Below are 23,034 nucleotides of genomic sequence, written 5' to 3' on the forward strand. Positions count from 1 at the left end.
CGCACCGCGCTGCCGTCCATCGAGCAGCGTATAGCCGCATGCAAGTCGCGTGCGGTGCATGACACCCCAGACCGACTTGCCTCGACAGAGGCAGGTCGGGACTGCCTCCACCGGCGCTGAACCTGCTGGTACATCCCCTCCCTCGTCGAACACACAACGCGACCGGACGACCCACATTCGTCGATCGGCCTCGGTGCACATGATGTTTCGACCGTGCTGATCGAACATCAATAATATGCATGACTGATCATGAAAACGTGTCGACCATATAATTCGTCTTCCGAAATGATAATGTGGAAATCGTCGATCGATGTGCGCGCGATCCCGCCAGCCCACCCGACAAAACGGCGCGCGATAATCACGACGGGAGCGTCCGGCCGCAGGCAAGCCGGGCACGATACAGCCAGCCTTTCGAAAGATTAGGCAAGGCCGCCTCGACCCAAAGCCACGCCCCGTTTCATCAACCTTGATTCGCCCCGGACAATGAACTCGAGACACTCCGCGATTTTCGTCGCGCTCGCCGCCGCCGCGCTGTTCGGCGCCGCGACACCGCTTGCCAAGGCGCTGATCGGTGCAATGTCGCCGTTCATGGTTGCCGGCCTCTTCTATTGCGGCAGCGGCGTCGGGCTCGGCATCGGGATTCTGCTGCGCGGTTGGCACAGCCGTCGCGCATCGGCCGCGGACGCCGCGCCGTTGCAGCGTGCCGATCTGCCGTGGCTGGCCGGTGCGATCGCGGCGGGCGGCGTGGCCGGCCCCGCTTTGCTGATGCTCGGGCTGTCGAGTACGCCGGCGGCGACGAGCGCGTTGCTGCTCAATCTCGAAGGCGTGTTGACGGCGGTGATCGCGTGGGTCGTGTTTCGCGAGAACGTGGATACGCAGGTGTTCCTCGGCATGGTGGCGATCGTCGCTGGCGGCACGTTGTTGTCGTGGACGCCGGGCCGGGCCGGCGTGCCGGTCGGCGCGCTGCTGATCGTCGGTGCGTGCCTGTGCTGGGCGATCGACAACAACCTGACCCGCAAGGTGGCCGCGAACGACGCGATGGTGATCGCATGCATGAAAGGGCTGATCGCGGGGCCGGTGAACATCGGCATCGCGCTGGCGGCCGGCGCGACGCTACCTGCGTTACCGGTCACGGCCGCGGCGATGCTGACGGGGCTCGGCGGCTACGGGATCAGCCTCGTGTTGTTCGTGGTCGCGCTGCGTCATCTCGGCAGCGCGCGCACCGGCGCATATTTTTCCGTCGCCCCGCTATTCGGGGTCGTGCTGTCGCTGCTGATCTGGCCCGCGCTGCCGCCCGCGACGTTCTGGATCGCGGCCGCGCTGATGGCGTTTGGCCTCTGGCTGCACGTGCGCGAACGGCACGAACACACGCATGCGCACGAGCGACTCGAGCATACGCATCGGCATCGGCACGACGACCATCACCAGCACGCGCACGACTTTCCGTATGACGGCGACGAACCGCACACGCATCCGCACGTGCATCTGCCGATCACGCACAGTCACGCGCATTTTCCCGACATTCATCATCGACATCGGCATTGACGGTGTCGTGAGCGACGAGTGCCTTACGTCGCAAGGTGACCGTTTATGGGAAGCGCGAAAAGCCGGTCATCGGTTCGGCAATGTCGGTTGCCGGCATGTTGCCGCAGCATTCGCCGGCATTTGCGTGCCGCAAGCCGCGCGTTGCCGATCGGGTGGGAGGCGCGCAACGCGTACCGGATCATCCAACCGTTGTTGCGCCGGATGGAGGTGATCCACGGTTTTTCGTGGAAGCCGAATGTGGCGTCGAAGTCGCGTAACGGCAGGTTCGCGCTCGCCATGCCGGTCAACGCGGTTTTTCCGGCCGACGATGCGATGAAACGGCTATCGGACCGGCCGTTGCCGCGACACCTGTCACGCGCGAGGAAAGCAGAAGCCGAAATCCTCGCAGCCTGGACATCCGGGTGCGGGCCCGGGCGGCACGCCGAGCGATGCGGCCACTTCGTGCGCGAGGAATTTCTTCCAGCGCAGATGAGCGATGTTGCGCGCGGCGAGCGCGGGGAAAAAGCGCGCGAGCATCGCGGACACCGCGTCGCGTCCGTCGAGCCCGAGGTCGCGCCACAGATGATCGGGGCGCAGGCACGCATGCGCGATGATCGCGGCGAGGCAGTCGGCATCGTCACGGGCGACGGCGGGATTTGCATCGTCCATCAGCCGCGCATGCAGTGTCGCGACGAATGCCGAGTGGGTGGCCGGCAAGGGTAGCGGTGCGACCGCCGACGTGAGTGCAACGGTATCGACCGATCGCAGATGCGGAAACTGTCGGGCCAGCAGGCCGGCGAACTGGCCGGGAGGCAAGCCCAGCAGCGAGAGTTCGTTGCGCCCGGCGCGTGCCGTAACGAGTGTGCCGAACAACTGCGCATCGGGCACGTCGGTGTTGGCCGCCGCGGATTGCAGTAACTGCAACGCCTGTTCGTACGTGCGATCGGCCGAAGCGGTCATCGTCAGCCTCCGGACGAGAACCGGACCGCACGCATGCGAGGGGCACAACGAATCGCCGTCGCGATCGTCATGCGATCACTCGACGCCGACGATCACGCTCGATGCCTTGAAGATCGCGGATGCGGCGGTGCCGCTCGCGAGGCCGAGACGATCGACGCTGTCGTTGGTGACGATCGCGACGATTTCCGCGCCGCCCGCGGCCTTGACCACCACTTCCGAATTGACCGCGCCCTTCGCGATCGACGCGACGGTGCCCGCGACGCAGTTGCGGGCCGACACCTTGCTGCTGTCGACGTCGACCATCACGATGACCGACGATGCCTTGACGAGCGCGAACGCCTTCGTGCCGGCCGCGAGGCCCAGCGATGCCGCGCTGCCGTGGGTGATCACCGCGACGATCTCGAGGCCGTCCTGCGTGCGCAGCGTGATTTCGTCGTTGACGGCACCGGGTTTGACGGCGCCGATCTGGCCGACGAATTGGTTGCGGGCGCTGGTTCGCATGATGACTCTCCGGGTGGATGCCGCGGCCGGGCCGGCCGCGGTAGCAGATGAATGGAAATGCATCGGCCAGTGTACCGTCAACGCAGGCCCTGCGAATGCGATGGCGCGAATCGGTAAAACGCGCCGCCACAGGGCGTGTCGTCACGCATGCGTCATATCCCGACCGCGACGGCGCTACGGCGTCGACTGGCCGGCCGTGGGCGCCGTGGCCACAGAGCCGGCGTCCGCGGCGGCTGCCGCACCGTCGCCGTCCCATCCGCCGCCGAGTGCGAGAAAGAGCCGCACCTGGTCGGCCGCGACCTGACCTTCGGCCGCCGCGACCTGCGCCCGCACGCTCGTCAACGTGCGCGTCGCGTCGAGATCGGAAATGAACGATTCGCGGCCGGCCGCATAGAGACGATGGGTTTCGTCGGCGGAATTGCGGGCCGACTCGTACGCGGTGCGCAGTGCGTCCGTGCGCTGCACGTCGGCCGCGTAGGTCGCGAGGCTCGACTGCGTTTCGCGCAGCGCATTCAGCACGACGCCGTCGAAGTGCGCGAGCGCGCCACCTGTCGCGGCTTCGGCTTCGCGCACGCGCGCACGCTGGCCGTTGACGGGGAACGTCCAGCTGATCAGCGGTCCGAACGACCAGCGATTCGTGGTGGACGAGAACAGGTCGGCGGCGACGCCGACCGAACCGGCCGACGCACCGATGCTGACCGACGGGTACAGCGCGGCGGTCGCCACGCCGATCCGCGCGGTCGCGGCGGCGAGCTGCCGCTCGGCTTCGCGCACGTCGGGGCGGCGGCGCAGCAGCGCGGCGCCGTCGCCGATCGGAATCGGCTGACGCAGCTTCGGCAGGCGTTCGCATTCGGCGGCGGCTTTCGGCAGGTCGGCCGGCGCGCGTGCGAGCAACGCGGCGAGCTGGTACTGCGCGATCTTGCGGCGGCCTTCGAAGCGCGGAATGTCGGCGGAGAGCGTGCGCACCTGCGTCACGCCGCGCGTCACGTCGGTCTGGTTGCCGCGCCCCGCATCGCGTAGCCGTTGCGACAGTTTCACGCGTTGTTGCTGCAGGGCGAGCGACTGCTTCGCGATCGCCAGTTCGTCGCCGGCCGAGCACGCTTCGACGTACGCGCGCACGACGTCGGCCACGACCGTGATGCGCGCCAGGTCGCCGGCCGCCTTGACTGCCTCGCTGTCCGCGCGCGCGGCTTCGACGCCGCGCCGCAGCTTGCCGAACAGGTCGAGCTCGTACGACACGTTGATGCCGACCGCGCCTTCGTTGACGACCGGCAGCTTGTTTTCGAGCAGGTATTGCTCGGCCGATTCCTGCGCGCGCTGCACGCCCGCGTCCGCTTTGCCCGAGAAGCCGCCCTGTTCGTTCGCGACGACCAGCGCCGCGCGCGAGCGCGCGAGGTTCGCCGCGGCGACGCGCAGGTCGGTGTTCGACTTCAGCGCATCGCGCACGAGCCCGTCGAGTACCGGGTCGTCGTACAGCTGCCACCAGTTGCCGGGCACCGCGTCGCGCGACACCAGCGCGCCGTTCGCGTCGTCGAGCGCATGATTCGCGAGCGGCGCATTGACGTACGCGTGCTGTGGCAGCGTGTAGTCGGGGCCGACCGACTTGCACGCACCGAGTGCGAGTGCAAGCGGGGCGAGCGTTGCCGCGATGCGCAGACCGTGCCGCTTCATTGCGATGCTCCCGTGGCGCTCGCGGCCGTACCGGACGCAGCCGGAACCGGCGCGGCCACCGATGCGGTGCTGGCGCGAGCCGGCCTCGCGTCGTCGTCGCGGCGCGCGTCGGCGCCACGCATCGACACGGTCGCGGTACGGCCCGCGATCATCCGGAAATCGTCGGGCACCTCGTCGAGCACGACGCGCACCGGCACGCGCTGCGCGAGCCGCACCCAGCTGAACGCCGGGTTCACGTTCGGCAGCAGGTTCGCGCCCTGCGTGCGGTCGCGGTCCTCGATCGCGGCGACGATGCTCTGCACGTGGCCGCGCAGCGCATGCGGCTCGCCCATCACGATGATGTCGACCGGCTGCCCGATATGGATGCCGCGCAGCTTGGTTTCCTCGAAGTAGCCGTCGACGCGGAACGAGTTGCGGTCGACCACCGACAGCACCGCGCGGCCGGCCGGCACGTATTCGCCGACGCGCGGCGCGCGGTCGTTCAGGTACCCGTCCACGGGACTGACGATCGTCGTGCGCTGCAGGTTCAGTTTCGCGGTGTCGAGCGACACCTGCGCATCGGCGACGCTGGCTTCGCCCTGCTCGACGCGCGTACGGCTTTCCTCGACCTGTTCGCTCGCGACCAGGTTGCCGAGCTGCAGGTTGCGCGCGTATTCGCGCTTCGCCTGCGCCAGCGTCGCGCGGCGCTGCGCGAGCGTCGCTTCGGCGAGCCGCTCTGCGAGCGCGTAGCGTGCCTGGTCGATCACGAACAGCACCTGGCCGCGCTTGACCTCCTGGTTGTCGGCCACCTGCACCGACGTGATGAGGCCCGAGACGTCCGGCGCGACCTGGATCACGTCGGCGCGCACGTGCCCGTCGCGCGTCCACGGCGAGAACATGTAGTAGTTGATGATGCGCCACAGCACGAGGCCGGCCACAATGACGACGATCAGGGTGAGCAGGACTTGCCCTGCCGAGAGCCAGGTTTTTTTCACGTTAGGTAGCCACGAGTTGGTGGGACACGATCACGACGGCGGCCAGCACGAATACGTAGATGCCGAGGTCGAAGATCGAACGGTGCCAGACGAGGCGGTAGAAGCCGACGCGCTCGAGCACCGCGCGCACGACGATGTTGATCAGGTACGCGATCAGCATCAGCACGAGCGGGGCCGGCACGAACACGCCGAAGATATCGATTTCGCCGATCATGGTCGCGGTTGGAATGACAAGGTGGAAAGCCGGCTCATGCGCGCGCTCCGTCCGGCGCCTGCGGCGCTTGCGCGGCCGCGGCCGGATACAGCGACAGGCGCAGGCCGACGAGCGCGTGCAGCGTGTCGCGCAGCCGGCGGTGCGTGGCCGGCACCGCGGGAGCGGGCACGCCGTCGGCCTGCGTGCTGTCCGGCAGGCTGCGGCCGGCCACGCGCCGCAGCGCGTCGTCGATCGTCGCGAGCAGCGCGGGCGGCACCGGCTGGCGCGCGTTCGCGGCCGCGCAGCGGGTGTAGTGATCGGTGACGCCGGCCAGCACGCGATCGATCGCGTCGGGCACGTCGCCCGACAGCCGGCGCCGCGAGCGGCGCAGGTCGAGCGCATTCAGCGCGATGCGCAGATCGCGAAAGCTTTCGATCGACGGGTGGCGGTGGTCGTCGGACGCGCCGAGGCGCGGCAGCAGTTGCGTGACGCGATCGAGCATCCGCGATGCGTGGTTGCGCTGATCGTCGAGCGGCTGTGTCGACGCGGAGCGCGCGACGTCCTCCCAGCCCGAGCGCAGCAGGCGCCGCACCGCGAGTTCCGCACCGAACGGCCGCGTCGCGCGCGTCCATACGTACGCGAACAGCAGCCCGGCGACGCCCGCGAGGTTGCTGTTCAGGAACACGAAGAAATCGGCCTCGTACGCGCTCTGGATGCTGATGAAGGTGGCCGTGTTCACCGCGACGAGCATCGTCACCATGTTGAACTGCGGGCGCGGCAGCAGCGTGCCGATCAGGATGAACGGGCCCGCGAACATCAGCACGAGCATCGCGAAATCGTGGACGTGCGGCAGCACGACGAACAGGTACAGGCCCGCGAACACGACGCTCGCGGCGGTCGACAGGAAGAACTTGAACACCAGCGGCGCGGGCTCGTCGAGCGCGGCGAAGAAGCTGCACGACACGGCCACGAGCGTGACGGCGGCCGCGCCGTCGTGCCAGCCGGACGAGATCCACAGCCAGCACGCGAACACGATCGCGAACACGACGGTCAGCGTCGAGAACAGCATCATCCCGCGATCGAAGAAGCGTTCGGTGCCGCCGAGCCGCCAGTGCCGGTAGCGCGGCTGCCACACGCCCGACTCGTTCGCGATCAGCGCACGCAGCGAGCGGCAGTCCTGCCAGATGTCGATGACCTGGCGCAGCCGCCACAGCGCATTCGACATCAGCGCGCCGTCCCAGCTCGTCAGTGCGCTGTCGGGCGGCTGCAGCGCGGCGATGCGCTCGCGCAGGTCGTCCGCGACCGGATCGTGCGCCATGGCGCCGTCGGAGCCGGCCTTCACGGCCGGCAGCGGCGCGTCGAACCACTTCGCGGCGTCGGCCAGCAGCGCGTCGAGCGCGGGCGGGCGCACGTGCAGGTCGCGCATCAGCGCGATCAGCGGATCGGCGAGCGACGACATCAGCGGCAAAAATAGCTGCATCCGGCCCGCGAGCGCCTGTGCGCGGGCCAGCACGCGTGGATGCGCGTGGTCGTAGCCCAGCTGGCTCAGCAGGAACTCGAGGCCGGTGATGGTCGCGGCGAGCCGCTGCCGGCACGCGGACAGCGCCTTGCCGGCCAGGTGCCCGGACAGCGTTTCGCGGCCGTAGAACGCGGCGTCCTTGAACCACGCGTCGGTGCGCTCGATCAGCGTCGGCGCGAGGCGGTTCGGGAACACCGTGCTGCCGACCACGCTCGCGCACACGATGCCGAGCACGATTTCCTCGGTGCGCGCGATCGCGACGTCGAACACGGTGGACGGATCGGTGACGGTCGGCAGCGCGATCAGCGGCATCGTATAGCCGGCGAGCATGAAGACGTAGCTGCGCGCGGTGCGGTCGGAGATCGCGAGGTACAGAAGCGTGCCGCACCAGGTCGCGACGATGATGCTGAACAGGAGCGGCGTCTCGACGAACGGCGGCACGAAGAAGATCGCGGCGGCCGCCCCGAGCGCGGTGCCGAGCGCGCGGTACAGCGCCTTCGAGCGCGTCGCGCCGACGAACGGGTTCGACACGATGTAGACGCTCGCCATCGCCCAGTACGGGCGCGGCAACTGGAAGTACAGGCCGAGGTACAGCGCCAGCATCGACGCGGCGAACGTCTTGCCCGAGAACAGCCAGTCGCGGAGGCTCGGATAGGTCATGACGCGGAATCGGCGGAGTGGGGCGGGCGCGACGCCGGCGGATGCGGGTCGGCTGCGTTGAACGCGTTCAGCACGCGCAGCGTGGCTTCGAGATCGGCGCGCGACACACCCTTGAGCACCTGGGCGCGCAGCGCGCGCAGGTCTTCCTCCATCTGCGCGGTGACCGCGCGGCCGGCGGCCGTCAGCGAGATCGTCTTCGCGCGGCGATCGTGCGGGTCCTCGTCGCGGCGTGCGAGTCCGGCCGCGCACAATTGATCGAGCAGGCGCACGAGCGACGGCCCTTCGATGCCGACGTGTTCGGCGAGCGTGCCTTGCCGCACGCCTTCGCCTAGGCGCCCGGCGATCAGCAGCGGCGTCGCGCAGGCCTCGGACACGTTGTACGCGCTCAGCATGCCGTCGCTGGTGCGGCGCCATTTGCGCGCGGTGAGCACGAGCAGGCTGCTGACGGCGAGGCGGAGGTCGTGCAGATTGGTCATGGGCGAGATGATAGGGGCAAAAACATTCGATAGCAAACTATCGTTTTTGTCACCCGGATGACACGTCGCATGCGCCCCGGCCGGCCCGTCTGAAGCAATTTAGGCGGCGTGTCGGCCGGGGTCAAGCGGCAAGGCCGGCGACCGCGAACCGCGCACGTTCGGCGGGCCGACTATATTGAATAGTCAGACGAGAACCGTCCGGCAGCACGGCGCCCGCCCGCGCGCGTTAAGCAAATTCGAAGCCCCGGTTCGGGAAAGCCGACTTCGCGAAGCCGCGCGTGGCGTGCATATTAGGGTCATTGCAAGCGCACCGGAGACCGACGTGCCGACCTCATCCCCGCAGCCTGCCGCCCCCGCGTCGCTCGACGCATGGCTCGGCAAGACCGAAACGCTCGGCGACGACATCACCGCGTTCCCGCTGAACGCGCTGGCCGCCACGCTCGACCGCCCGTCGCCCGGCGATACCGTGCCGCCGATGTGGCACTGGCTCTACTTCCTGCCGGTCGCGCCGCTGGCCGAGGTCGGCCCCGACGGTCACCCGAAGCGTGGCGGCTTCCTGCCGCCGGTGCCGCTGCCGCGCCGCATGTGGGCCGGGGGCCGGCTGACGTTCCATGCGCCGCTGCGCGTCGGGCAGCGCGCGACACGCGAATCGACGATCGCGAACATCGAGGACAAGACGGGCCGCAGCGGCCGGCTCGGGTTCGTGACGGTGCAGCACCGGATCGAAGCCGGCGGCGCGCTGTGCGTCGAGGAGGAGCACGACATCGTTTATCGCGACGCGCCGCAGCCGGGGGCGCCCGCACCGAAGCCCGTCGCCGCGCCGGTGGGCGAAACGTGGTCGCGCACGGTCACGGCCGACGCGGTGATGCTGTTCCGCTATTCGGCGCTGACCTTCAACGGCCATCGCATTCACTACGACCGCAGCTACGTGACGCAGGAAGAAGGCTACCCGGGGCTCGTCGTGCACGGCCCGCTGATCGCGACGCTGCTCGTCGATCTCGTGCACCGCGAACGGCCGGACGCGACGCTCGCGAGCTTCGCGTTCCGCGCGGTGCGCCCGACCTTCGACGAGCAGCCGTTCACGCTGTGCGGCAAGCCGTCGGACGACGGCCGCACGATCGAGCTGTGGGCGAAGGACCGCGACGGCTGGCTGACGATGCAGGCCACCGCGACTCTCGCGTGACGCGCTTCCTTTCCTTTCTCCCTTCATCGACGACGGACATGCAGACGACGCAACACGACCCGTACCAGGACATCCGCGAAGCGGTGCGCGACCTGTGCAGCCAGTTTCCCGGCGAGTATTTCCGCCAGATCGACGACGCGCGCGGCTACCCCGACGCGTTTGTCGACGCGCTGACGAAGGCCGGCTGGCTCGCCGCGCTGATTCCGCAGGAATACGGCGGCTCGGGGCTCGGGCTCACCGAGGCGTCGATCATCATGGAGGAGATCAACCGCGCGGGCGGCAACTCCGGCGCGTGCCACGGGCAGATGTACAACATGGGCACGCTGCTGCGCCACGGTTCGGCCGAACAGAAGCGCGCGTATCTGCCGAAGATCGCGAGCGGCGAGCTGCGCCTGCAGTCGATGGGCGTGACCGAGCCGACCACCGGCACCGATACGACGAAGATCAAGACGACCGCCGAGCGGCGCGGCGATCGTTACGTGATCAACGGGCAGAAGGTGTGGATCTCCCGCGTGCAGCATTCGGACCTGATGATCCTGCTCGCGCGCACGACGCCGCTCGCCGACGTCAAGAAAAAGTCCGAAGGGATGTCGATCTTCGTCGTCGACCTGCACGACGCCATCGGTCACGGGCTGACGGTGCGGCCGATTCCGAACATGGTCAATCACGAGACCAACGAGCTGTTCTTCGACAACCTCGAGATTCCGGCCGAGAACCTGATCGGCGAGGAGGGGCAAGGCTTCAAGTACATCCTCGACGGGCTGAACGCGGAGCGCACGCTGATCGCGGCCGAGTGCATCGGCGACGGTTACTGGTTCATCGACAAGGTGTCGCGGTACGCGAAGGAGCGCGTCGTGTTCGGTCGCCCGATCGGGCAGAACCAGGGCGTGCAGTTTCCGATCGCGCGCGCGTTCGTGAACGTCGAGGCCGCGAGCCTGATGCGCTTCGACGCCGCGCGCCGGTTCGATGCGCACGCGCCGTGCGGCGCGCAGGCGAACATGGCGAAGCTGCTCGCGGCCGACGCGTCGTGGGAGGCCGCGAACGCATGCCTGCAATTCCACGGCGGCTTCGGCTTCGCATGTGAATACGACGTCGAGCGCAAGTTTCGCGAGACGCGGCTGTACCAGGTCGCGCCGATCTCGACCAACCTGATCCTGGCCTACGTCGCGGAGCACATCCTCGACCTGCCGCGCTCGTTCTGACGGAGGCTGACGATGCGACCCCTCGACGGCATCAAGGTGATCACCCTCGAACATGCGATCGCGGCGCCGTTCTGCACACGCCAGCTCGCCGATCTCGGCGCACGCGTGATCAAGATCGAACGGCCCGGCAGCGGCGATTTCGCGCGCGGCTACGACGAACGCGTGCACGGGCTGTCGTCGCACTTCGTGTGGGTGAACCGCTCGAAGGAGAGCCTGACGCTCGACGTCAAGCAACCCGATGCGGCCGCCGTCCTCGACGCGCTGCTCGCGGATGCCGACGTGCTCGTGCAGAATCTCGCGCCCGGCGCGGCCGAGCGGCTCGGCCTCGGCTACGACGCGTTGAAGCACACGCATCCGCGCCTGATCGTCTGCGACATCTCGGGTTACGGCGGCGACGGCCCGTATCGCGACCGCAAGGCCTACGACCTGCTGATCCAGAGCGAAGCCGGGTTCCTGTCGATCACGGGCTCGGCCGGGCAACCGGCGAAGGCCGGCTGCTCGATCGCGGACATCGCGGCCGGCATGTACGCGTACACCAGCATCCTGAGCGCGCTGCTGATGCGCGGCCGCACCGGTGAAGGTTGCCGGATCGACGTGTCGATGCTGGAGAGCATGGTCGAGTGGATGGGCTACCCGCTCTACTACGCGATCGACGGCCAAAGCCCGCCCGCGCCGTCGGGCGCGTCGCACGCGACGATCTGCCCGTACGGGCCATTCCCGGCCGGTGACGGCAAGACCGTGATGCTCGGGCTGCAGAACGAGCGCGAATGGAAGCTGTTCTGCGAGCAGGTGCTGCGGCAGCCAGCGCTTGCCGACGATCCGCGTTTCAATGCGAATTCGAAACGGCATGCGGCGCGCGACGTGGTGGATGCGCTGATCGTCGATGCGTTCGCGACGCTGACGGCCGCCGACGTGATGCAGCGGCTCGACGCGGCCGGGATCGCGAACGCGCGGATGAACACGCTCGACGACGTATGGCGGCACCCGCAATTGCAGGCACGGGAGCGCTGGCGCAGCGTCGACACGGCCGCTGGCCCGGTGCCCGCGCTATTGCCGCCCGGGGTGCCCGCCGGCGTCGAGCCGCGCATGGACGCGGTGCCGGCGCTCGGCCAGCATACCGACGCGATCCTCGCCGAACTCGGCTACGACCGCGCGCGGATCGATGTGCTGCGCGCGAACGGCACGATCTGATTGCGCTTTCACGACGATGACGACCACCACGATTTCCGCCAGTGCCTCCGCCTCCGCCCGTTCGTGGCTGTTCGTTCCCGGCAATCGTCCGGAGCGCATCGAGAAGGCGCGCGCGGCCGGCGCCGACGCGGTGATCGTGGATCTCGAGGACGCGGTGCCGCCGGACGGCAAGCCGGCGGCGCGCGACGCGGTCGTCGCGCAGCTCGATGCCGCGCGGCCCGTGTGGGTGCGTGTGAATGCGGCCGATACCGCGTGGTTCGCCGACGACCTCGCCGCGATCGCCGCGCATCCGGGCGCAACCGGCGTGATGCTGCCGAAGTGCGAGACGCGTGCGCAGCTCGATGCCGTGCTCGCGCACGCGCACGGCACGCTGGAACTGCTGCCGATCGTCGAGACGGCGGCCGGCATCGCGGGGCTCGATCAGGTGTGTGCCGCGCCGCGCGTCGTGCGCGTGGCGTTCGGCACGCTCGATTTCCAGGTCGATCTCGGCATCGACGGCGACGGGGAGGAACTGAACGCATTCCGCTCGCGGATCGTGCTCGCGTCGCGGCTGGCGGGGATCGCGCCGCCGGTCGACGGCGTATCGACGATCATCGACGATCCCGCCGCGATCGAACGGCATGCGCGCGACGCGCGGCGGTTCGGCTTCGGCGGAAAACTGTGCATTCACCCGAAGCAGCTCGACGCGGTGCATCGTGCGTATGCGTGGACCGACGCGGAGCAGGCTTGGGCGCGGCGCGTACTCGATGCCGTCGACGCGAGCGGCGGCGCGGCGGTCGCGCTCGACGGCAGGATGATCGACATGCCGGTGATCCTGAAGGCACGGCGCATTCTGTGCGGGTAGGCGGCCCGCGCCATTCCTCCGAACAATCGAAGTGCCGCGCGGTATCCGTTCGGGCACGCCGATTGCACCGTCCGATTCGACCCGCAACGTCCTGCTTTCGCCCGCGATTGCACTAGGACAATATTTTCAGGGTGTCTTTCTGAGCGACCATGCGGAAGCCACGACGGAGACATCGAGATGGGACGGACCGAGGTATCGGCAGGCTGGCGCGACGCGCTCGGCGCGGTGCACGGCATCGAGTCGAAATACAAGCGGCTCGTGAAGGCGATCGCCAGCGACATCGAGAACGGCGCGCTCGCGCCGGGCGCGCGGCTCGCGCCGCAGCGCGACGTCGCGTCGAGCCTCGGCGTCAGTGTGCAGACCGTCACCAACGCGTACAAGGAACTGGAGCGCCAGGGGCTGATCCGCTGCGAGGTCGGCCGCGGCAGCTTCGTGGCCGCGCGCGTGACGGAATCGATGTCGAACTACATCCTCGATACGACCGAGCGCGAACTGGTCGACTTCTCGATCGCGCGCATCGTGCACACGCCCGAGCATGATGCCGCGTGGCGCAGCGTGTGCGCGGCGCTGGCCGGCACCGACGATCAGCCGTGGATCCGCTCGTTCCGGCCGATCGCCGGGCTCGACGCGCATCGCGACGCCGGTGCCGCGTGGCTCGCGTCGCTGAACATGCCGGTGCACCGCGAATCGCTGCTGGTCACGAACGGCGCGGCGCATGGCATCTTTCTCGCGCTCGCGTCGATCGTCGGGCCGGGCGACACCGTGTTGTGCGAGAGCCTGACCGATCACGGCGTGATCGGCTCCGCGAACGTGCTCGGGTTTACGTTGAAAGGACTCGAGATGGACGAGCACGGCATCCGTCCCGAACATTTCGAGGAGATGTGCGACGGCGAACGGATCAGTGCGCTCGTCTGCACGCCGACCCTCAATAATCCGACGGTGTCGCTGATGCCCGAGTCGCGGCGGCGCTCGATCGCGCGCATCGCGACGCGCTACGGCGTGTACGTGATCGAGGACGACGTGTACGGCCCGCTGCCCGAGAAGACGGGCACGCCGATCGCCAGCCTGATCCCGGAGCTCGGTTTCTACTGCACGAGCATGACGAAATCGGTGCTGACCGGATTGCGCACCGGCTATCTCGCGATGCCGCGGCGGCTCGCGTTGCGCGTCGAGAGCGTGCTGCGCGTGAGCAGCTGGATGGCGACGTCGCCGATCGCGGAGATCGCGACGCGCTGGATCGTCGACGGCACCGCGCGGCGGCTCGTCGAACTGCAGCGCCAGCGGCTCGCCGTGCGTCAGGAGATGGTGAAGACCGCGCTGGGGCCGTATGTGCTCGGTGCGCACCCGAACGCGCTGTCGGCGTGGCTGCGCGTGCCCGACTACTGGCAGGCCGAGCGGATCGTGCGCGAACTGCGCACCCGCAAGATCGCGGTGACGTCGCCCGATCCGTTTCTCGTCGGCGGCACGGAGCGGCCGAACGCGGTGCGCGTGTGCATCGGCGCCGAAACCTCAGATGCCGCGTGCAATGCCGCGCTCGAGACGATCGCGGGCGTGTTCGAACAGTATCCGCACCTGAACGATTTCCACTGAACCGGCGGCGCCGCCGCGACGTCGCGCGCAATGTATCAGGACATTCGAAAGCGCGATTTGGAACATTAGACTGGATCGCATCACATCCGTCGCGAGGCGCGCGTTCCATGTCCTTCCTGTCGCTGTCCGACGTTTATCGCGCGCGCCGCCGCCTCGCCGGGCGCGCCGACGGCACGCCGCTCGTCGCGTCCGCCGCGCTGTCCGCGCGCGTCGGCGCCCCTGTCCATCTGAAGCTCGAGACGCTGCAGCCGACCGGCAGCTTCAAGTTGCGCGGCGCGACCAATGCACTCGCGGAACTCGCCGCGCAACGCGTGACGCGCGTGGTCACCGCGTCGACCGGCAACCACGGCCGCGCGATCGCGTATGCGGCACGCGCGCTCGGCATCGAGGCGGCCGTCTGCATGTCGTCGCTGGTGCCGGCCAACAAGGTCGATGCGGTCGCGGCGCTTGGCGCGCGCGTGGTGATCGTCGGCGAGAGCCAGGACGACGCGCAGCTCGAAGCAAGGCGCCTGGTGCGCGACGAAGGCTATGCGTACGTACCGCCGTTCGACGATCCGCGCATCATCGCGGGCCAGGCGACGATCGGCGTCGAGATCCTCGAAGCGCTGCCCGATACGGCGACGCTGGTCGTACCGCTGTCGGGCGGCGGCCTGTTCAGCGGCGTCGCGTTTGCCGCGAAGGCGATCCGGCCGTCGATCGACGTGATCGGCGTATCGATGGCGCGCGGCGCCGCGATGCATGCGAGCCTTGCGGCCGGCCGCCCGGTCGACGTCGCCGAGCAGCCGACGCTGGCCGATTCGCTCGGCGGCGGCATCGGTCTGGACAACCGCTACACGTTCGACTTGACGCGCGCGCTGGCCGACGACGTCGTGCTGCTCGACGAGCCGTCGATCGCGCGCGGCATCGCGCATGCGTATCGCGAAGAGCGACTGGTCGTCGAAGGCGCCGGCGCGGTCGGTCTTGCCGCGTTGCTGGAGGAGCGGATCGTGCGCCGCGATCGCGGCGGCCCGATCGTGGTCGTCGTGAGCGGCGCGAACATCGACATGGCCGTGCATCGCCGGCTCGTTTCGGAGAACTGACATGGCCCATCCCGTCACGTTGCTCGGCCAGGCGCAATTGCGTGCGCTGGTGCCGCTCGATCTCGCCGCGATCGACCAGGTCGAGGCCGCGTTCGTGTCGCTCGCGACCGACGCGGTCGTGATGCCGCCGATCCTGAATCTCGCTCTACCGGCGCGCCACGCCGAAGTCGACGTGAAGACCGCATACCTGCCGCGCTTCGACAGCTTCGCGATCAAGGTCAGCCCCGGCTTCTTCGATAACCCGTCGCTCGGGCTGCCGAGCCTGAACGGGTTGATGCTCGTGCTATCGGCGCGTACCGGCCTGACCGAGGCCGTGCTGCTCGACAACGGCTACCTGACGGCCGTGCGCACCGCGGCGGCAGGCGCCGTGGCCGCGCGCCGGCTCGCGCGCGCCGATGCGCGCCGTGCGGCGATCGTCGGTGCGGGCGAGCAGGCCCGGCTGCAACTGGCCGCGCTGATGCTCGTGCGCGACATCTCGCACGTGACGGTGTGGGCGCGCGACGCCGAACGTGCCGCGCGATTCGCGGCCGACGTGCGCGCGGTGCACCGCATCGATGCGACGGTCGCGCGCTCGGTGCATGCGGCGCTGGCCGACGCGGACATCGCGGTGACGACCACGCCGAGCCGCGCGCCGCTCGTGCACGCGGAAGACCTGCACCCGGGGCTGCACGTGACGGCGATGGGCTCCGACGCCGATTACAAGACCGAACTCGCGCCGTCGGTGTTCGGCGCCGCACGGTATTTCTGCGACCGGTTGCAGCAGACTCGGGTGGCCGGCGAACTCGCGCACGCGATCGCGGCCGGGGCCGTTGCAGCCGACGCAGTGTTTCCCGAACTCGGCGAAGTGATCGCCGGCCGCCGCGACGGCCGCACGCATCGCGACGAGATCACGATCTGCGACCTCACCGGCACCGGCGCGCAGGACACCGCGATTGCCGTGCTCGCGCTGCAGCGCGCCCGCGCGGCGGAAGTGGGCACGATTTTCCACAACGACCTCACGACTTGAGAGGAGACAGATGTCCGCAGTCATCGAAACCCAGACAGCCGCGCCGCGTCTCGCGTTCGCGCGCAGCGAATATGCCGCGCGCATCGCGAAGACGCGCGCGGCGATGGAGCGGGCCGGCATCGACCTGCTGATCGTCACCGACCCGACCAACATGGGCTGGCTGACCGGCTATGACGGCTGGTCGTTCTACGTGCACCAGTGCGTGCTGCTCGCGCTGGACGGCGAACCCGTGTGGTTCGGCCGCAACCAGGACGCGAACGGCGCGAAGCGCACCGCGTTCATGGCGCACGAGAACATCGTCGGCTATCCCGACCATTACGTACAGTCCACGGCACGCCACCCGATGGATTACCTGTCGACCGAAGTCATCGCGGCGCGCGGCTGGAGCACGCTGCGCATCGGCGTCGAGCTCGATAACTACTACTTCAGCGCGGCGGCGTATGCGTCGCTGCAAAAGCACCTGCCGGCCGCGCGCTGGGTCGACGCGACCGCGCTCGTCAACTGGCAGCGCGCGGTGAAGTCGCCGCGTGAGATCGAATACATGCGCGTGGCCGCGCGCATCGTCGAGCGGATGCATGCGCACATCGTCGAGGCGATCGAGCCGGGCATGAAGAAGAGCGACCTGGTCGCGCAGATCTATGCGACCGGGATCGGCGGCGCGGACGGCTTCGGCGGCGACTATCCGGCGATCGTGCCGCTGCTGCCGACCGGCGCCGACGCGGCCGCGCCGCACCTGACCTGGGACGACTCGACGTTCGCGCGCGGCGCCGGCACGTTCTTCGAGATCGCCGGCTGCTACCGCCGCTATCACTGCCCGTTGTCGCGCACCGTCCATCTCGGCAAGCCGCCCGCGCACTTCATCGAAGGCGAGCGCGCGGTGGTCGAAGGGATCGAAGCCGGGCTCGCGGCCGCGAAACCCGGCAACGTGTGCGAGGACATCGCGAACGCGTTCTTCGCGGTGCTGCGCCGCGCGGGCATCGAGAAGGACAGCCGCTGCGGCTATCCGATCGGCGCGAGCTATCCGCCCGACTGGGGCGAGCGCACGATGAGCCTGCGCCCGGGCGACCGTACCGTGCTCGAACCCGGCATGACGTTCCATTTCATGCCGGGGCTGTGGCTCGACGACTGGGGGCTGGAGATCACGGAAAGCATCCTGATCACCGAGACCGGGGTCGAGACGTTCTGCAACGTGCCGCGCAAGCTGTTCGTGAAGGAGTAGGGCGATGCGTGCTTCCCCGATTACACCGACCGTCGATTTCGACGCGGATGGCGAACAGCACGGCTTCCTGAAGCTGCCTTACTCGCGCGACGATTCCGCGTGGGGCGCGATCATGATTCCGGTGACCGTCGTGAAGCGCGGCGACGGGCCGACGGTGTTGCTGACCGGCGGCAATCATGGCGACGAATACGAGGGGCCGGTCGCACTGTCGAAGCTCGCCGGTTCGCTGAAGGCGGCCGACGTGACCGGCCGCGTGATCGTCGTACCGTTCATGAACTATCCGGCGTTTCGCGCCGGTTGCCGCACGTCGCCGATCGATGCCGGCAACCTGAACCGCAGCTTCCCGGGCCGCCCGGACGGCACCGTGACCGAGAAGATCGCCGACTACTTCCAGCGTCATTTGCTGCCGCTCGCGACGCACGTGCTCGACATTCACGCGGGCGGCCGCACGCTCGACTTCGTGCCGTTCGCGGCGATTCACGTGCTGGAGAACCGTGATCAGGAAGCACGCTGCGAGCGGGCGATGCGTGCGTTCGGCGCGCCGTATTCGATGCGCATGCTGGAACTCGACAGCGTCGGCCTCTATGACAGCGCGGCCGAGGAAGCCGGCAAGGTGTTCGTGTCGACCGAGCTGGGCGGTGGCGGCACGTCGACGGCTGCGAGCGTCGCGATTGCCGAGCGCGGCGTGTATGGATTTCTCGCGCATGCGGGCGTGATAGCGAAGGACGTCATCGACGGCAATGCCCCTCGCAGCACGACGACGCTGCTCGACATGCCGGACGGCTCGTGCTTCACGACCAGCGAGCATCGCGGGCTGCTCGAGATGTGCCGCGATCTCGGCAGCGAGGTGGAGGCCGGCGACGTGCTCGCGCGCGTGCACGACATCGACCGCACGGGCGTCACGCCGGTCGAGTACGTCGCGCGGCGGCGCGGGCTGCTCGCGGCGCGGCATTTTCCGGGCATCGTGCAGACCGGCGACACGATCGCGGTGGTGGCCGACATCGTCGAGCGCAACATTCCGGTGGCCGTATGAGGACGCGCACGACGTGATCAAGCTCGACCGATACGACCTCGCGATCCTGCGCCTGCTCGAGCGCGACGGGCGCATCACGAAGTCGAAGCTCGCGGAAGCCGTGAACCTGTCGATTTCGCCGGCATGGGAGCGCGTGCGCAAGCTGGAGGAAAGCGGCGTGATTCGCGGCTATCGCGCGGACGTCGACTGGATCGGCACGTTTTCCGGCAGCCGCATCGTCGTCGAGGTGACGCTGTCGCGGCACACCGCGCCCGACATGCGGCGCTTCGAGGATCGCGTGGCCGCGGCACCCGAGGTCGCGCAGTGCTATGCGACGGGCGGCGGCGTCGATTACGTGCTGCACGTGGTCGCGCGCGACATCGACCATTACCAGCGCTTCATCGATGCGTTGCTGATGGAAGACCTCGGCATCGAGCGCTACTTCACGTACATCGTGACGAAGGTCGTGAAGTGCGCATCCGGCGGCGCGCCGGACTGGCTGTAAAAGTTCGCGCCGGCGCGCGGCAATACGGAAAAAACCGGCAATTCCGGCTGTGCAGACCAAAATTTCCGCATGCGCGGGCGCGACACAATGAAGTTCGTGCCCACCAACGAGGAGACGCAGCATGCTGCCCGGACACCCCGTTCTGTTCAAGTCGACCTGCTACGTCGACGGTCGCTGGATTCATAGCGACAGTGCCGCGACGGTCGCCGTCGTGAACCCCGCCGACCAGGCCGTGATCGGCCACGTGCCGATGCTCGAACGCGCGCAGATCGTCGCGGCCGTCGACGCCGCGCAGCGCGCGTACGACACCTGGCGCTGGACGTCGCAGGCCGTGCGCAGCGCGGCATTGCTGCGCTGGCATGCGCTGATCCTGCGTCACGTCGACGATCTGGCCGCGCTGCTGTCGCTGGAGCAGGGCAAGCCGCTGGCCGAAGCGCGCGGCGAGATCCGCTATGCGGCGAGCTTCGTCGAATGGTTCGCGAACGAGGCGAAACGCGTCGCGGGCCGCACGATCCCGACCCACATCGACGGCGCGCATCTCGGCACCGTGATGGAGCCGGTCGGCGTCGCGGCGCTGATCACGCCGTGGAATTTCCCGGCCGCGATGATCACGCGCAAGGCGGCGGCCGCGATCGCGGTCGGTTGCGCGGTGGTCGTGAAGCCCGCGCACGAAACGCCGTTTTCGGCGCTCGCGCTCGGGCAGCTCGCCGACGAGGCCGGCTTCCCGGCCGGCGTGTTCAACGTGGTGCTCGGCGAGCCGCAGATGGCGATGGAAACGCTGGTCGGCGATGCGCGCGTGCGTGCGGTGAGCTTCACCGGCTCGACGCGCGTCGGCCGGCTCGTGACCGAAACCGCCGCGAAGGCCGGCATCCGCAAGGTCGCGCTCGAACTGGGCGGCAATGCGCCGTTCATCGTGACCGAGGACGCGGATCTCGACCAGGCGGTGCGGATCGCCGTCGGCGCGAAGTTCCAGACGTCCGGCCAGGACTGCTGCGCGGCGAACCGGATGCTCGTCGCGCGCCCGCTGTACGACGCGTTCGTCGAACGGTATGCGGACGCGGTGCGCGCGCTGAAGACGGGGCCCGCGTTCGAGCAGGGTGTGGACGTCGGGCCGCTGATGCACCAGGCCGCGTTCGACGCGACCGTGGCGCGCGTCGAGGATGCGCGGTCACGCGGCGCGCGCATCGTCGCGGGCGGCCGGCCGCATGCGCTCGGCGGCTGGTTCTACGAGCCGACCGTGATCGCGGATGCCGCGCCCGGCATGCGCGTGGTCGACGAGGAAAATTTCGCACCGATCTCGGCCGTCAGCGCGTTCGACACGCTCGACGAAGCGGTCGAAACGGCCAACGACACCGAGTACGGCCTCGCGGCCTACGTGTGCGCGACGCGCATCGACACGATCTTCCAGCTGGTGCGGCGGCTCGATTTCGCGATGGTGTCGGTCAACGGCGTGAAATTCACCGGTGCGCCGATCCCGTTCGGCGGGATGAAGGCGTCGGGTCTCGGGCGCGAAGGCGGCGCCGAAGGCTTCGAGCCGTTCACCGAAACCAAGTACTTCTGCCTCGGCAATCTCGGCCTGCCTGTCGCGGCGACGGCCTGACCCATTCAAAGGAGCCCATCATGAAACAATCGATCGACGCACTGTTGCGCGAGGACCGCGCCCACTTCATGCACCCGTCGACGCACGCGTACGACCATGAGACCGGCGCGCTGCCGGGCAAGATCGTGCGCGGCGGCAAAGGCATCCGCATCGAGGATCACCAGGGCAAGCGTTATATCGACGCGTTCGCCGGCCTCTACTGCGTGAACATCGGCTACGGCCGTACCGAAGTGGCCGACGCGATGTACGAGCAGGCGAAGCAGCTCGCGTACTACCACACGTATGTCGGCCATTCGTCGGACGCGATCATCGAGCTGTCGTCGCGCATCATCGGCTGGTCGCCGGCCGGGATGAAGAAGGTCTATTACGGGATGTCGGGCTCCGACGCGAACGAGACGCAGATCAAGATCGTCTGGTACTACAACAACGTGCTCGGCCGCCCCAACAAGAAGAAGATCATCTCGCGCGAGCGCGGCTATCACGGCTCGGGCATCGTGACGGGCAGCCTCACGGGCCTGCCGAGCTTCCACCAGCATTTCGACCTGCCGATCGATCGCGTGAAGCATACGGTGTGTCCGCACTGGTATCGCAAGGCGCCGGCCAGCATGAGCGAAGCGCAGTTCGTCGCGTACTGCGTCGACGAGCTCGAGAAGCTGATCGCGCGCGAGGGCGCCGACACGGTCGCCGCGTTCATCGCGGAGCCGGTGATGGGCACCGGCGGGATCATCGAGCCGCCGGCCGGCTACTGGCCCGCGATCCAGGCCGTGCTGCGCAAGCACGACATCCTGTTGATCTCCGATGAAGTCGTGTGCGGGTTCGGGCGGCTCGGCTCGAAGATGGGCGCCCAGCACTTCGGGATCGAGCCCGACCTGATTACCGTCGCGAAGGGGTTGACGAGCGCGTATGCGCCGCTGTCGGGCGTGATCGTCGGCGAGAAGGTGTGGGACGTGATCGCGCGCGGCTCGCAGGAACACGGGCCGATGGGGCACGGCTGGACGTATTCGGGCCATCCGGTGTGCGCGGCCGCCGCGCTCGCGAACCTCGCGATCCTGGAGCGCGAGAACCTGGTCGGCAATGCTGCGGAAGTGGGCAAGTATTTCGGCGCGAAGCTGCGCGACGCCTTCGGTGCGCATCCGCTCGTTGGCGAGGTGCGCAGCGTCGGCATGCTGGCCGCGCTCGAGTTCATGGCCGACAAGGACGCGCGCACGCCGTTCGATCCCGCGCTGAAGATCGGTGCGCAGGTGTCGGCGGCCGCGCTGCAGCGCGGCGTGATCGCGCGGGCGATGCCGCACGGCGACATTCTCGGGTTTGCACCGCCGCTCGTGATGACGCGCGAGGAAGCCGACGAGATCGTCGGGATCGTGAAGGAAGCGGTGGATGAAGTCGCGCAGCGAAACCTGTCTGCCGTCGCGTGATATTCGAACGGTCCTGATGCGTGTTTCGACGCGCGAGGTGACGCCGCCGCATGCAAGTGCGGCGGCGTTTTTTCTTGCCGGTACGGTGCGGGAAAACGTCAATGCGGGGTGTACGGCGCGTCGGCTACCGATCGAACGGCACGATGTTTTCGCCATGGAGGTCCGCGAACCTCGCCGCCGCCTTGCGCGGCGCGGGTGGAACGGTTTCCGGCATCACCGTCTTGCTGAAGTCCGGATTTTTCCAGAACGCCACTTCCGCGGCCGATATGTGAATGCGTACGTTGGGGCGCAGCTTCGCTTTGGCGCCGTCGACGTTCAGCCCGCCCATGTGATCCATGTGCATGTGCGTGATCACGATATCGGCGATCGCGGCCAGGTCGATGCGGGCCGATTCCATGCGCATCACCGAGCGCCCGGCGCGCGTGAAGTATTCGAAGCCGTCGCCCACGCCCGAATCGATCAGGATCAGGCGATCGGCGCTGCGCCCGAGCGCGATGTCGAGTGCCCGGTCGAACATGTCGCGTTGCAGGAAACGGCCGTCGAACCAGGCGTTGCGGTTCGCTTCGCTCACATTGGGGACATGGTGGAAGTCGGCAGCGCGACCAGCCCCGACCATGCAGTCGTCATGTAGTACGCGGGAATCAGCGCGTGGCCGGTCTTGCCGATCAGCCAGTCGAAGCCCCCCGGCAGATATGCCGCTACCGCCAGCC

At 68.5% G+C, this 23,034-nt stretch carries 21 protein-coding genes and 1 pseudogene; 13 read left to right on the forward strand and 9 right to left on the reverse strand.

Features of this window, described 5'->3' with window-relative positions; all coding sequences use genetic code 11:
* Positions 1-483 precede the first annotated feature (483 nt).
* Positions 484-1,545: a DMT family transporter gene (locus HWX07_RS05440; protein WP_175875515.1), complete on the forward strand. Its 1,062-nt coding sequence runs from the start codon at positions 484-486 to the stop codon at positions 1,543-1,545.
* Positions 1,546-1,568: 23 nt separating this feature from the next.
* On the opposite strand, the gene HWX07_RS05445 is transcribed toward HWX07_RS05440, so the two are convergent.
* From HWX07_RS05445 to HWX07_RS05480, 8 genes are all read right to left on the reverse strand, one after another.
* The gene (locus tag HWX07_RS05445; RefSeq protein WP_175876135.1) at positions 1,569-1,823 is read right to left on the reverse strand and encodes a hypothetical protein; all 255 of its coding nucleotides are present in this window, start codon (positions 1,821-1,823) and stop codon (positions 1,569-1,571) included.
* Positions 1,824-1,896: 73 nt separating this feature from the next.
* Positions 1,897-2,484 carry a nitrogen fixation protein NifQ gene (locus tag HWX07_RS05450; RefSeq protein ID WP_175875516.1) on the reverse strand — a complete coding sequence of 196 codons (588 nt, stop codon included), beginning with the start codon at positions 2,482-2,484 and terminating at the stop codon, positions 1,897-1,899.
* Between the two features lie 75 nt (positions 2,485-2,559).
* Positions 2,560-2,985 carry a TOBE domain-containing protein gene (locus HWX07_RS05455; RefSeq protein WP_175875517.1) on the reverse strand — a complete coding sequence of 142 codons (426 nt, stop codon included), beginning with the start codon at positions 2,983-2,985 and terminating at the stop codon, positions 2,560-2,562.
* A gap of 174 nt (positions 2,986-3,159) precedes the next feature.
* Positions 3,160-4,656, reverse strand: coding sequence for an efflux transporter outer membrane subunit (locus HWX07_RS05460; RefSeq protein ID WP_175875518.1), 1,497 nt, complete (start codon positions 4,654-4,656; stop codon positions 3,160-3,162).
* Positions 4,653-5,630 carry an HlyD family secretion protein gene (locus tag HWX07_RS05465; RefSeq protein ID WP_175875519.1) on the reverse strand — a complete coding sequence of 326 codons (978 nt, stop codon included), beginning with the start codon at positions 5,628-5,630 and terminating at the stop codon, positions 4,653-4,655. The genes HWX07_RS05460 and HWX07_RS05465 overlap by 4 nt, the downstream gene beginning before the upstream one ends.
* A 1-nt stretch (position 5,631) precedes the next feature.
* Entirely contained in the window at positions 5,632-5,844 is a 213-nt protein-coding gene (locus HWX07_RS05470) for a DUF1656 domain-containing protein (protein WP_006481008.1), read from the reverse strand.
* A gap of 34 nt (positions 5,845-5,878) precedes the next feature.
* Positions 5,879-8,002, reverse strand: a complete 2,124-nt coding sequence (locus HWX07_RS05475) for an FUSC family protein (RefSeq protein WP_175875520.1) — start codon at positions 8,000-8,002, stop codon at positions 5,879-5,881.
* Entirely contained in the window at positions 7,999-8,478 is a 480-nt protein-coding gene (locus tag HWX07_RS05480) for a MarR family transcriptional regulator (protein ID WP_175875521.1), read from the reverse strand. Before HWX07_RS05480 ends, HWX07_RS05475 begins: the two co-directional genes overlap by 4 nt.
* Before the next feature lie 322 nt (positions 8,479-8,800).
* Here HWX07_RS05480 and HWX07_RS05485 point away from each other — a divergent pair, with 322 nt between their 5' ends.
* The 12 genes from HWX07_RS05485 (at position 8,801) to HWX07_RS05540 (ending at position 22,324) form a co-directional block, all read left to right on the forward strand.
* Complete coding sequence (locus HWX07_RS05485) at positions 8,801-9,661, forward strand: MaoC family dehydratase N-terminal domain-containing protein (RefSeq protein WP_175875522.1); 861 nt, start codon at positions 8,801-8,803, stop codon at positions 9,659-9,661.
* A 38-nt stretch (positions 9,662-9,699) separates the two neighbouring features.
* Positions 9,700-10,863: an acyl-CoA dehydrogenase family protein gene (locus HWX07_RS05490; protein ID WP_175875523.1), complete on the forward strand. Its 1,164-nt coding sequence runs from the start codon at positions 9,700-9,702 to the stop codon at positions 10,861-10,863.
* A gap of 12 nt (positions 10,864-10,875) precedes the next feature.
* A complete protein-coding gene (locus HWX07_RS05495) occupies positions 10,876-12,054 on the forward strand; it encodes a CaiB/BaiF CoA-transferase family protein (protein ID WP_175875524.1) in 1,179 nt (392 codons plus the stop codon).
* Between the two features lie 16 nt (positions 12,055-12,070).
* Positions 12,071-12,898, forward strand: coding sequence for a CoA ester lyase (locus HWX07_RS05500; protein WP_175875525.1), 828 nt, complete (start codon positions 12,071-12,073; stop codon positions 12,896-12,898).
* A gap of 177 nt (positions 12,899-13,075) precedes the next feature.
* Positions 13,076-14,488 (forward strand): PLP-dependent aminotransferase family protein, encoded by a 1,413-nt coding sequence (locus tag HWX07_RS05505; RefSeq protein ID WP_175875526.1) that lies wholly within the window; start codon positions 13,076-13,078, stop codon positions 14,486-14,488.
* 107 nt (positions 14,489-14,595) lie between these two features.
* The gene (eutB, locus tag HWX07_RS05510) at positions 14,596-15,567 is read left to right on the forward strand and encodes a hydroxyectoine utilization dehydratase EutB (RefSeq protein ID WP_175875527.1); all 972 of its coding nucleotides are present in this window, start codon (positions 14,596-14,598) and stop codon (positions 15,565-15,567) included.
* A gap of 1 nt (position 15,568) precedes the next feature.
* Complete coding sequence (locus HWX07_RS05515) at positions 15,569-16,573, forward strand: cyclodeaminase (RefSeq protein ID WP_175875528.1); 1,005 nt, start codon at positions 15,569-15,571, stop codon at positions 16,571-16,573.
* Between the two features lie 10 nt (positions 16,574-16,583).
* Positions 16,584-17,792: an ectoine hydrolase DoeA gene (gene doeA / locus HWX07_RS05520; RefSeq protein WP_175875529.1), complete on the forward strand. Its 1,209-nt coding sequence runs from the start codon at positions 16,584-16,586 to the stop codon at positions 17,790-17,792.
* Between the two features lie 4 nt (positions 17,793-17,796).
* On the forward strand, positions 17,797-18,825 hold the full coding sequence (doeB, locus tag HWX07_RS05525; RefSeq protein ID WP_012337136.1) for a N(2)-acetyl-L-2,4-diaminobutanoate deacetylase DoeB: 1,029 nt from the start codon (positions 17,797-17,799) through the stop codon (positions 18,823-18,825).
* Between the two features lie 13 nt (positions 18,826-18,838).
* Entirely contained in the window at positions 18,839-19,309 is a 471-nt protein-coding gene (locus HWX07_RS05530) for an Lrp/AsnC family transcriptional regulator (RefSeq protein ID WP_077220271.1), read from the forward strand.
* A gap of 121 nt (positions 19,310-19,430) precedes the next feature.
* A complete protein-coding gene (locus HWX07_RS05535; RefSeq protein WP_175875530.1) occupies positions 19,431-20,909 on the forward strand; it encodes an NAD-dependent succinate-semialdehyde dehydrogenase in 1,479 nt (492 codons plus the stop codon).
* 20 nt (positions 20,910-20,929) lie between these two features.
* A complete protein-coding gene (locus HWX07_RS05540; RefSeq protein WP_175875531.1) occupies positions 20,930-22,324 on the forward strand; it encodes an aspartate aminotransferase family protein in 1,395 nt (464 codons plus the stop codon).
* A 127-nt stretch (positions 22,325-22,451) separates the two neighbouring features.
* Here the strand turns inward: HWX07_RS05540 and HWX07_RS05545 are convergent.
* A pseudogene (locus HWX07_RS05545) lies at positions 22,452-22,993 on the reverse strand (MBL fold metallo-hydrolase); the annotation flags it as partial.
* Positions 22,994-23,034: the final 41 nt, after the last annotated feature.

This window comes from Burkholderia sp. BCC0097 (assembly GCF_902832985.1).
GTDB lineage: Bacteria > Pseudomonadota > Gammaproteobacteria > Burkholderiales > Burkholderiaceae > Burkholderia > Burkholderia orbicola.

What these genes read in the sequence shown, in the direction of transcription:
- HWX07_RS05440 (WP_175875515.1), top strand. Translation starts at nt 484, where the DNA reads ATGAACTCGAGACACTCCGCGATTTTCGTCGCGCTCGCCGCCGCCGCG.
- HWX07_RS05445 (WP_175876135.1), bottom strand. Translation starts at nt 1,823, where the DNA reads ATGGCGAGCGCGAACCTGCCGTTACGCGACTTCGACGCCACATTCGGC.
- HWX07_RS05450 (WP_175875516.1), bottom strand. Translation starts at nt 2,484, where the DNA reads ATGACCGCTTCGGCCGATCGCACGTACGAACAGGCGTTGCAGTTACTG.
- HWX07_RS05455 (WP_175875517.1), bottom strand. Translation starts at nt 2,985, where the DNA reads ATGCGAACCAGCGCCCGCAACCAATTCGTCGGCCAGATCGGCGCCGTC.
- HWX07_RS05460 (WP_175875518.1), bottom strand. Translation starts at nt 4,656, where the DNA reads ATGAAGCGGCACGGTCTGCGCATCGCGGCAACGCTCGCCCCGCTTGCA.
- HWX07_RS05470 (WP_006481008.1), bottom strand. Translation starts at nt 5,844, where the DNA reads ATGATCGGCGAAATCGATATCTTCGGCGTGTTCGTGCCGGCCCCGCTC.
- HWX07_RS05475 (WP_175875520.1), bottom strand. Translation starts at nt 8,002, where the DNA reads ATGACCTATCCGAGCCTCCGCGACTGGCTGTTCTCGGGCAAGACGTTC.
- HWX07_RS05480 (WP_175875521.1), bottom strand. Translation starts at nt 8,478, where the DNA reads ATGACCAATCTGCACGACCTCCGCCTCGCCGTCAGCAGCCTGCTCGTG.
- HWX07_RS05490 (WP_175875523.1), top strand. Translation starts at nt 9,700, where the DNA reads ATGCAGACGACGCAACACGACCCGTACCAGGACATCCGCGAAGCGGTG.
- HWX07_RS05495 (WP_175875524.1), top strand. Translation starts at nt 10,876, where the DNA reads ATGCGACCCCTCGACGGCATCAAGGTGATCACCCTCGAACATGCGATC.
- HWX07_RS05500 (WP_175875525.1), top strand. Translation starts at nt 12,071, where the DNA reads ATGACGACCACCACGATTTCCGCCAGTGCCTCCGCCTCCGCCCGTTCG.
- HWX07_RS05505 (WP_175875526.1), top strand. Translation starts at nt 13,076, where the DNA reads ATGGGACGGACCGAGGTATCGGCAGGCTGGCGCGACGCGCTCGGCGCG.
- eutB (WP_175875527.1), top strand. Translation starts at nt 14,596, where the DNA reads ATGTCCTTCCTGTCGCTGTCCGACGTTTATCGCGCGCGCCGCCGCCTC.
- HWX07_RS05515 (WP_175875528.1), top strand. Translation starts at nt 15,569, where the DNA reads ATGGCCCATCCCGTCACGTTGCTCGGCCAGGCGCAATTGCGTGCGCTG.
- doeA (WP_175875529.1), top strand. Translation starts at nt 16,584, where the DNA reads ATGTCCGCAGTCATCGAAACCCAGACAGCCGCGCCGCGTCTCGCGTTC.
- doeB (WP_012337136.1), top strand. Translation starts at nt 17,797, where the DNA reads ATGCGTGCTTCCCCGATTACACCGACCGTCGATTTCGACGCGGATGGC.
- HWX07_RS05535 (WP_175875530.1), top strand. Translation starts at nt 19,431, where the DNA reads ATGCTGCCCGGACACCCCGTTCTGTTCAAGTCGACCTGCTACGTCGAC.
- HWX07_RS05540 (WP_175875531.1), top strand. Translation starts at nt 20,930, where the DNA reads ATGAAACAATCGATCGACGCACTGTTGCGCGAGGACCGCGCCCACTTC.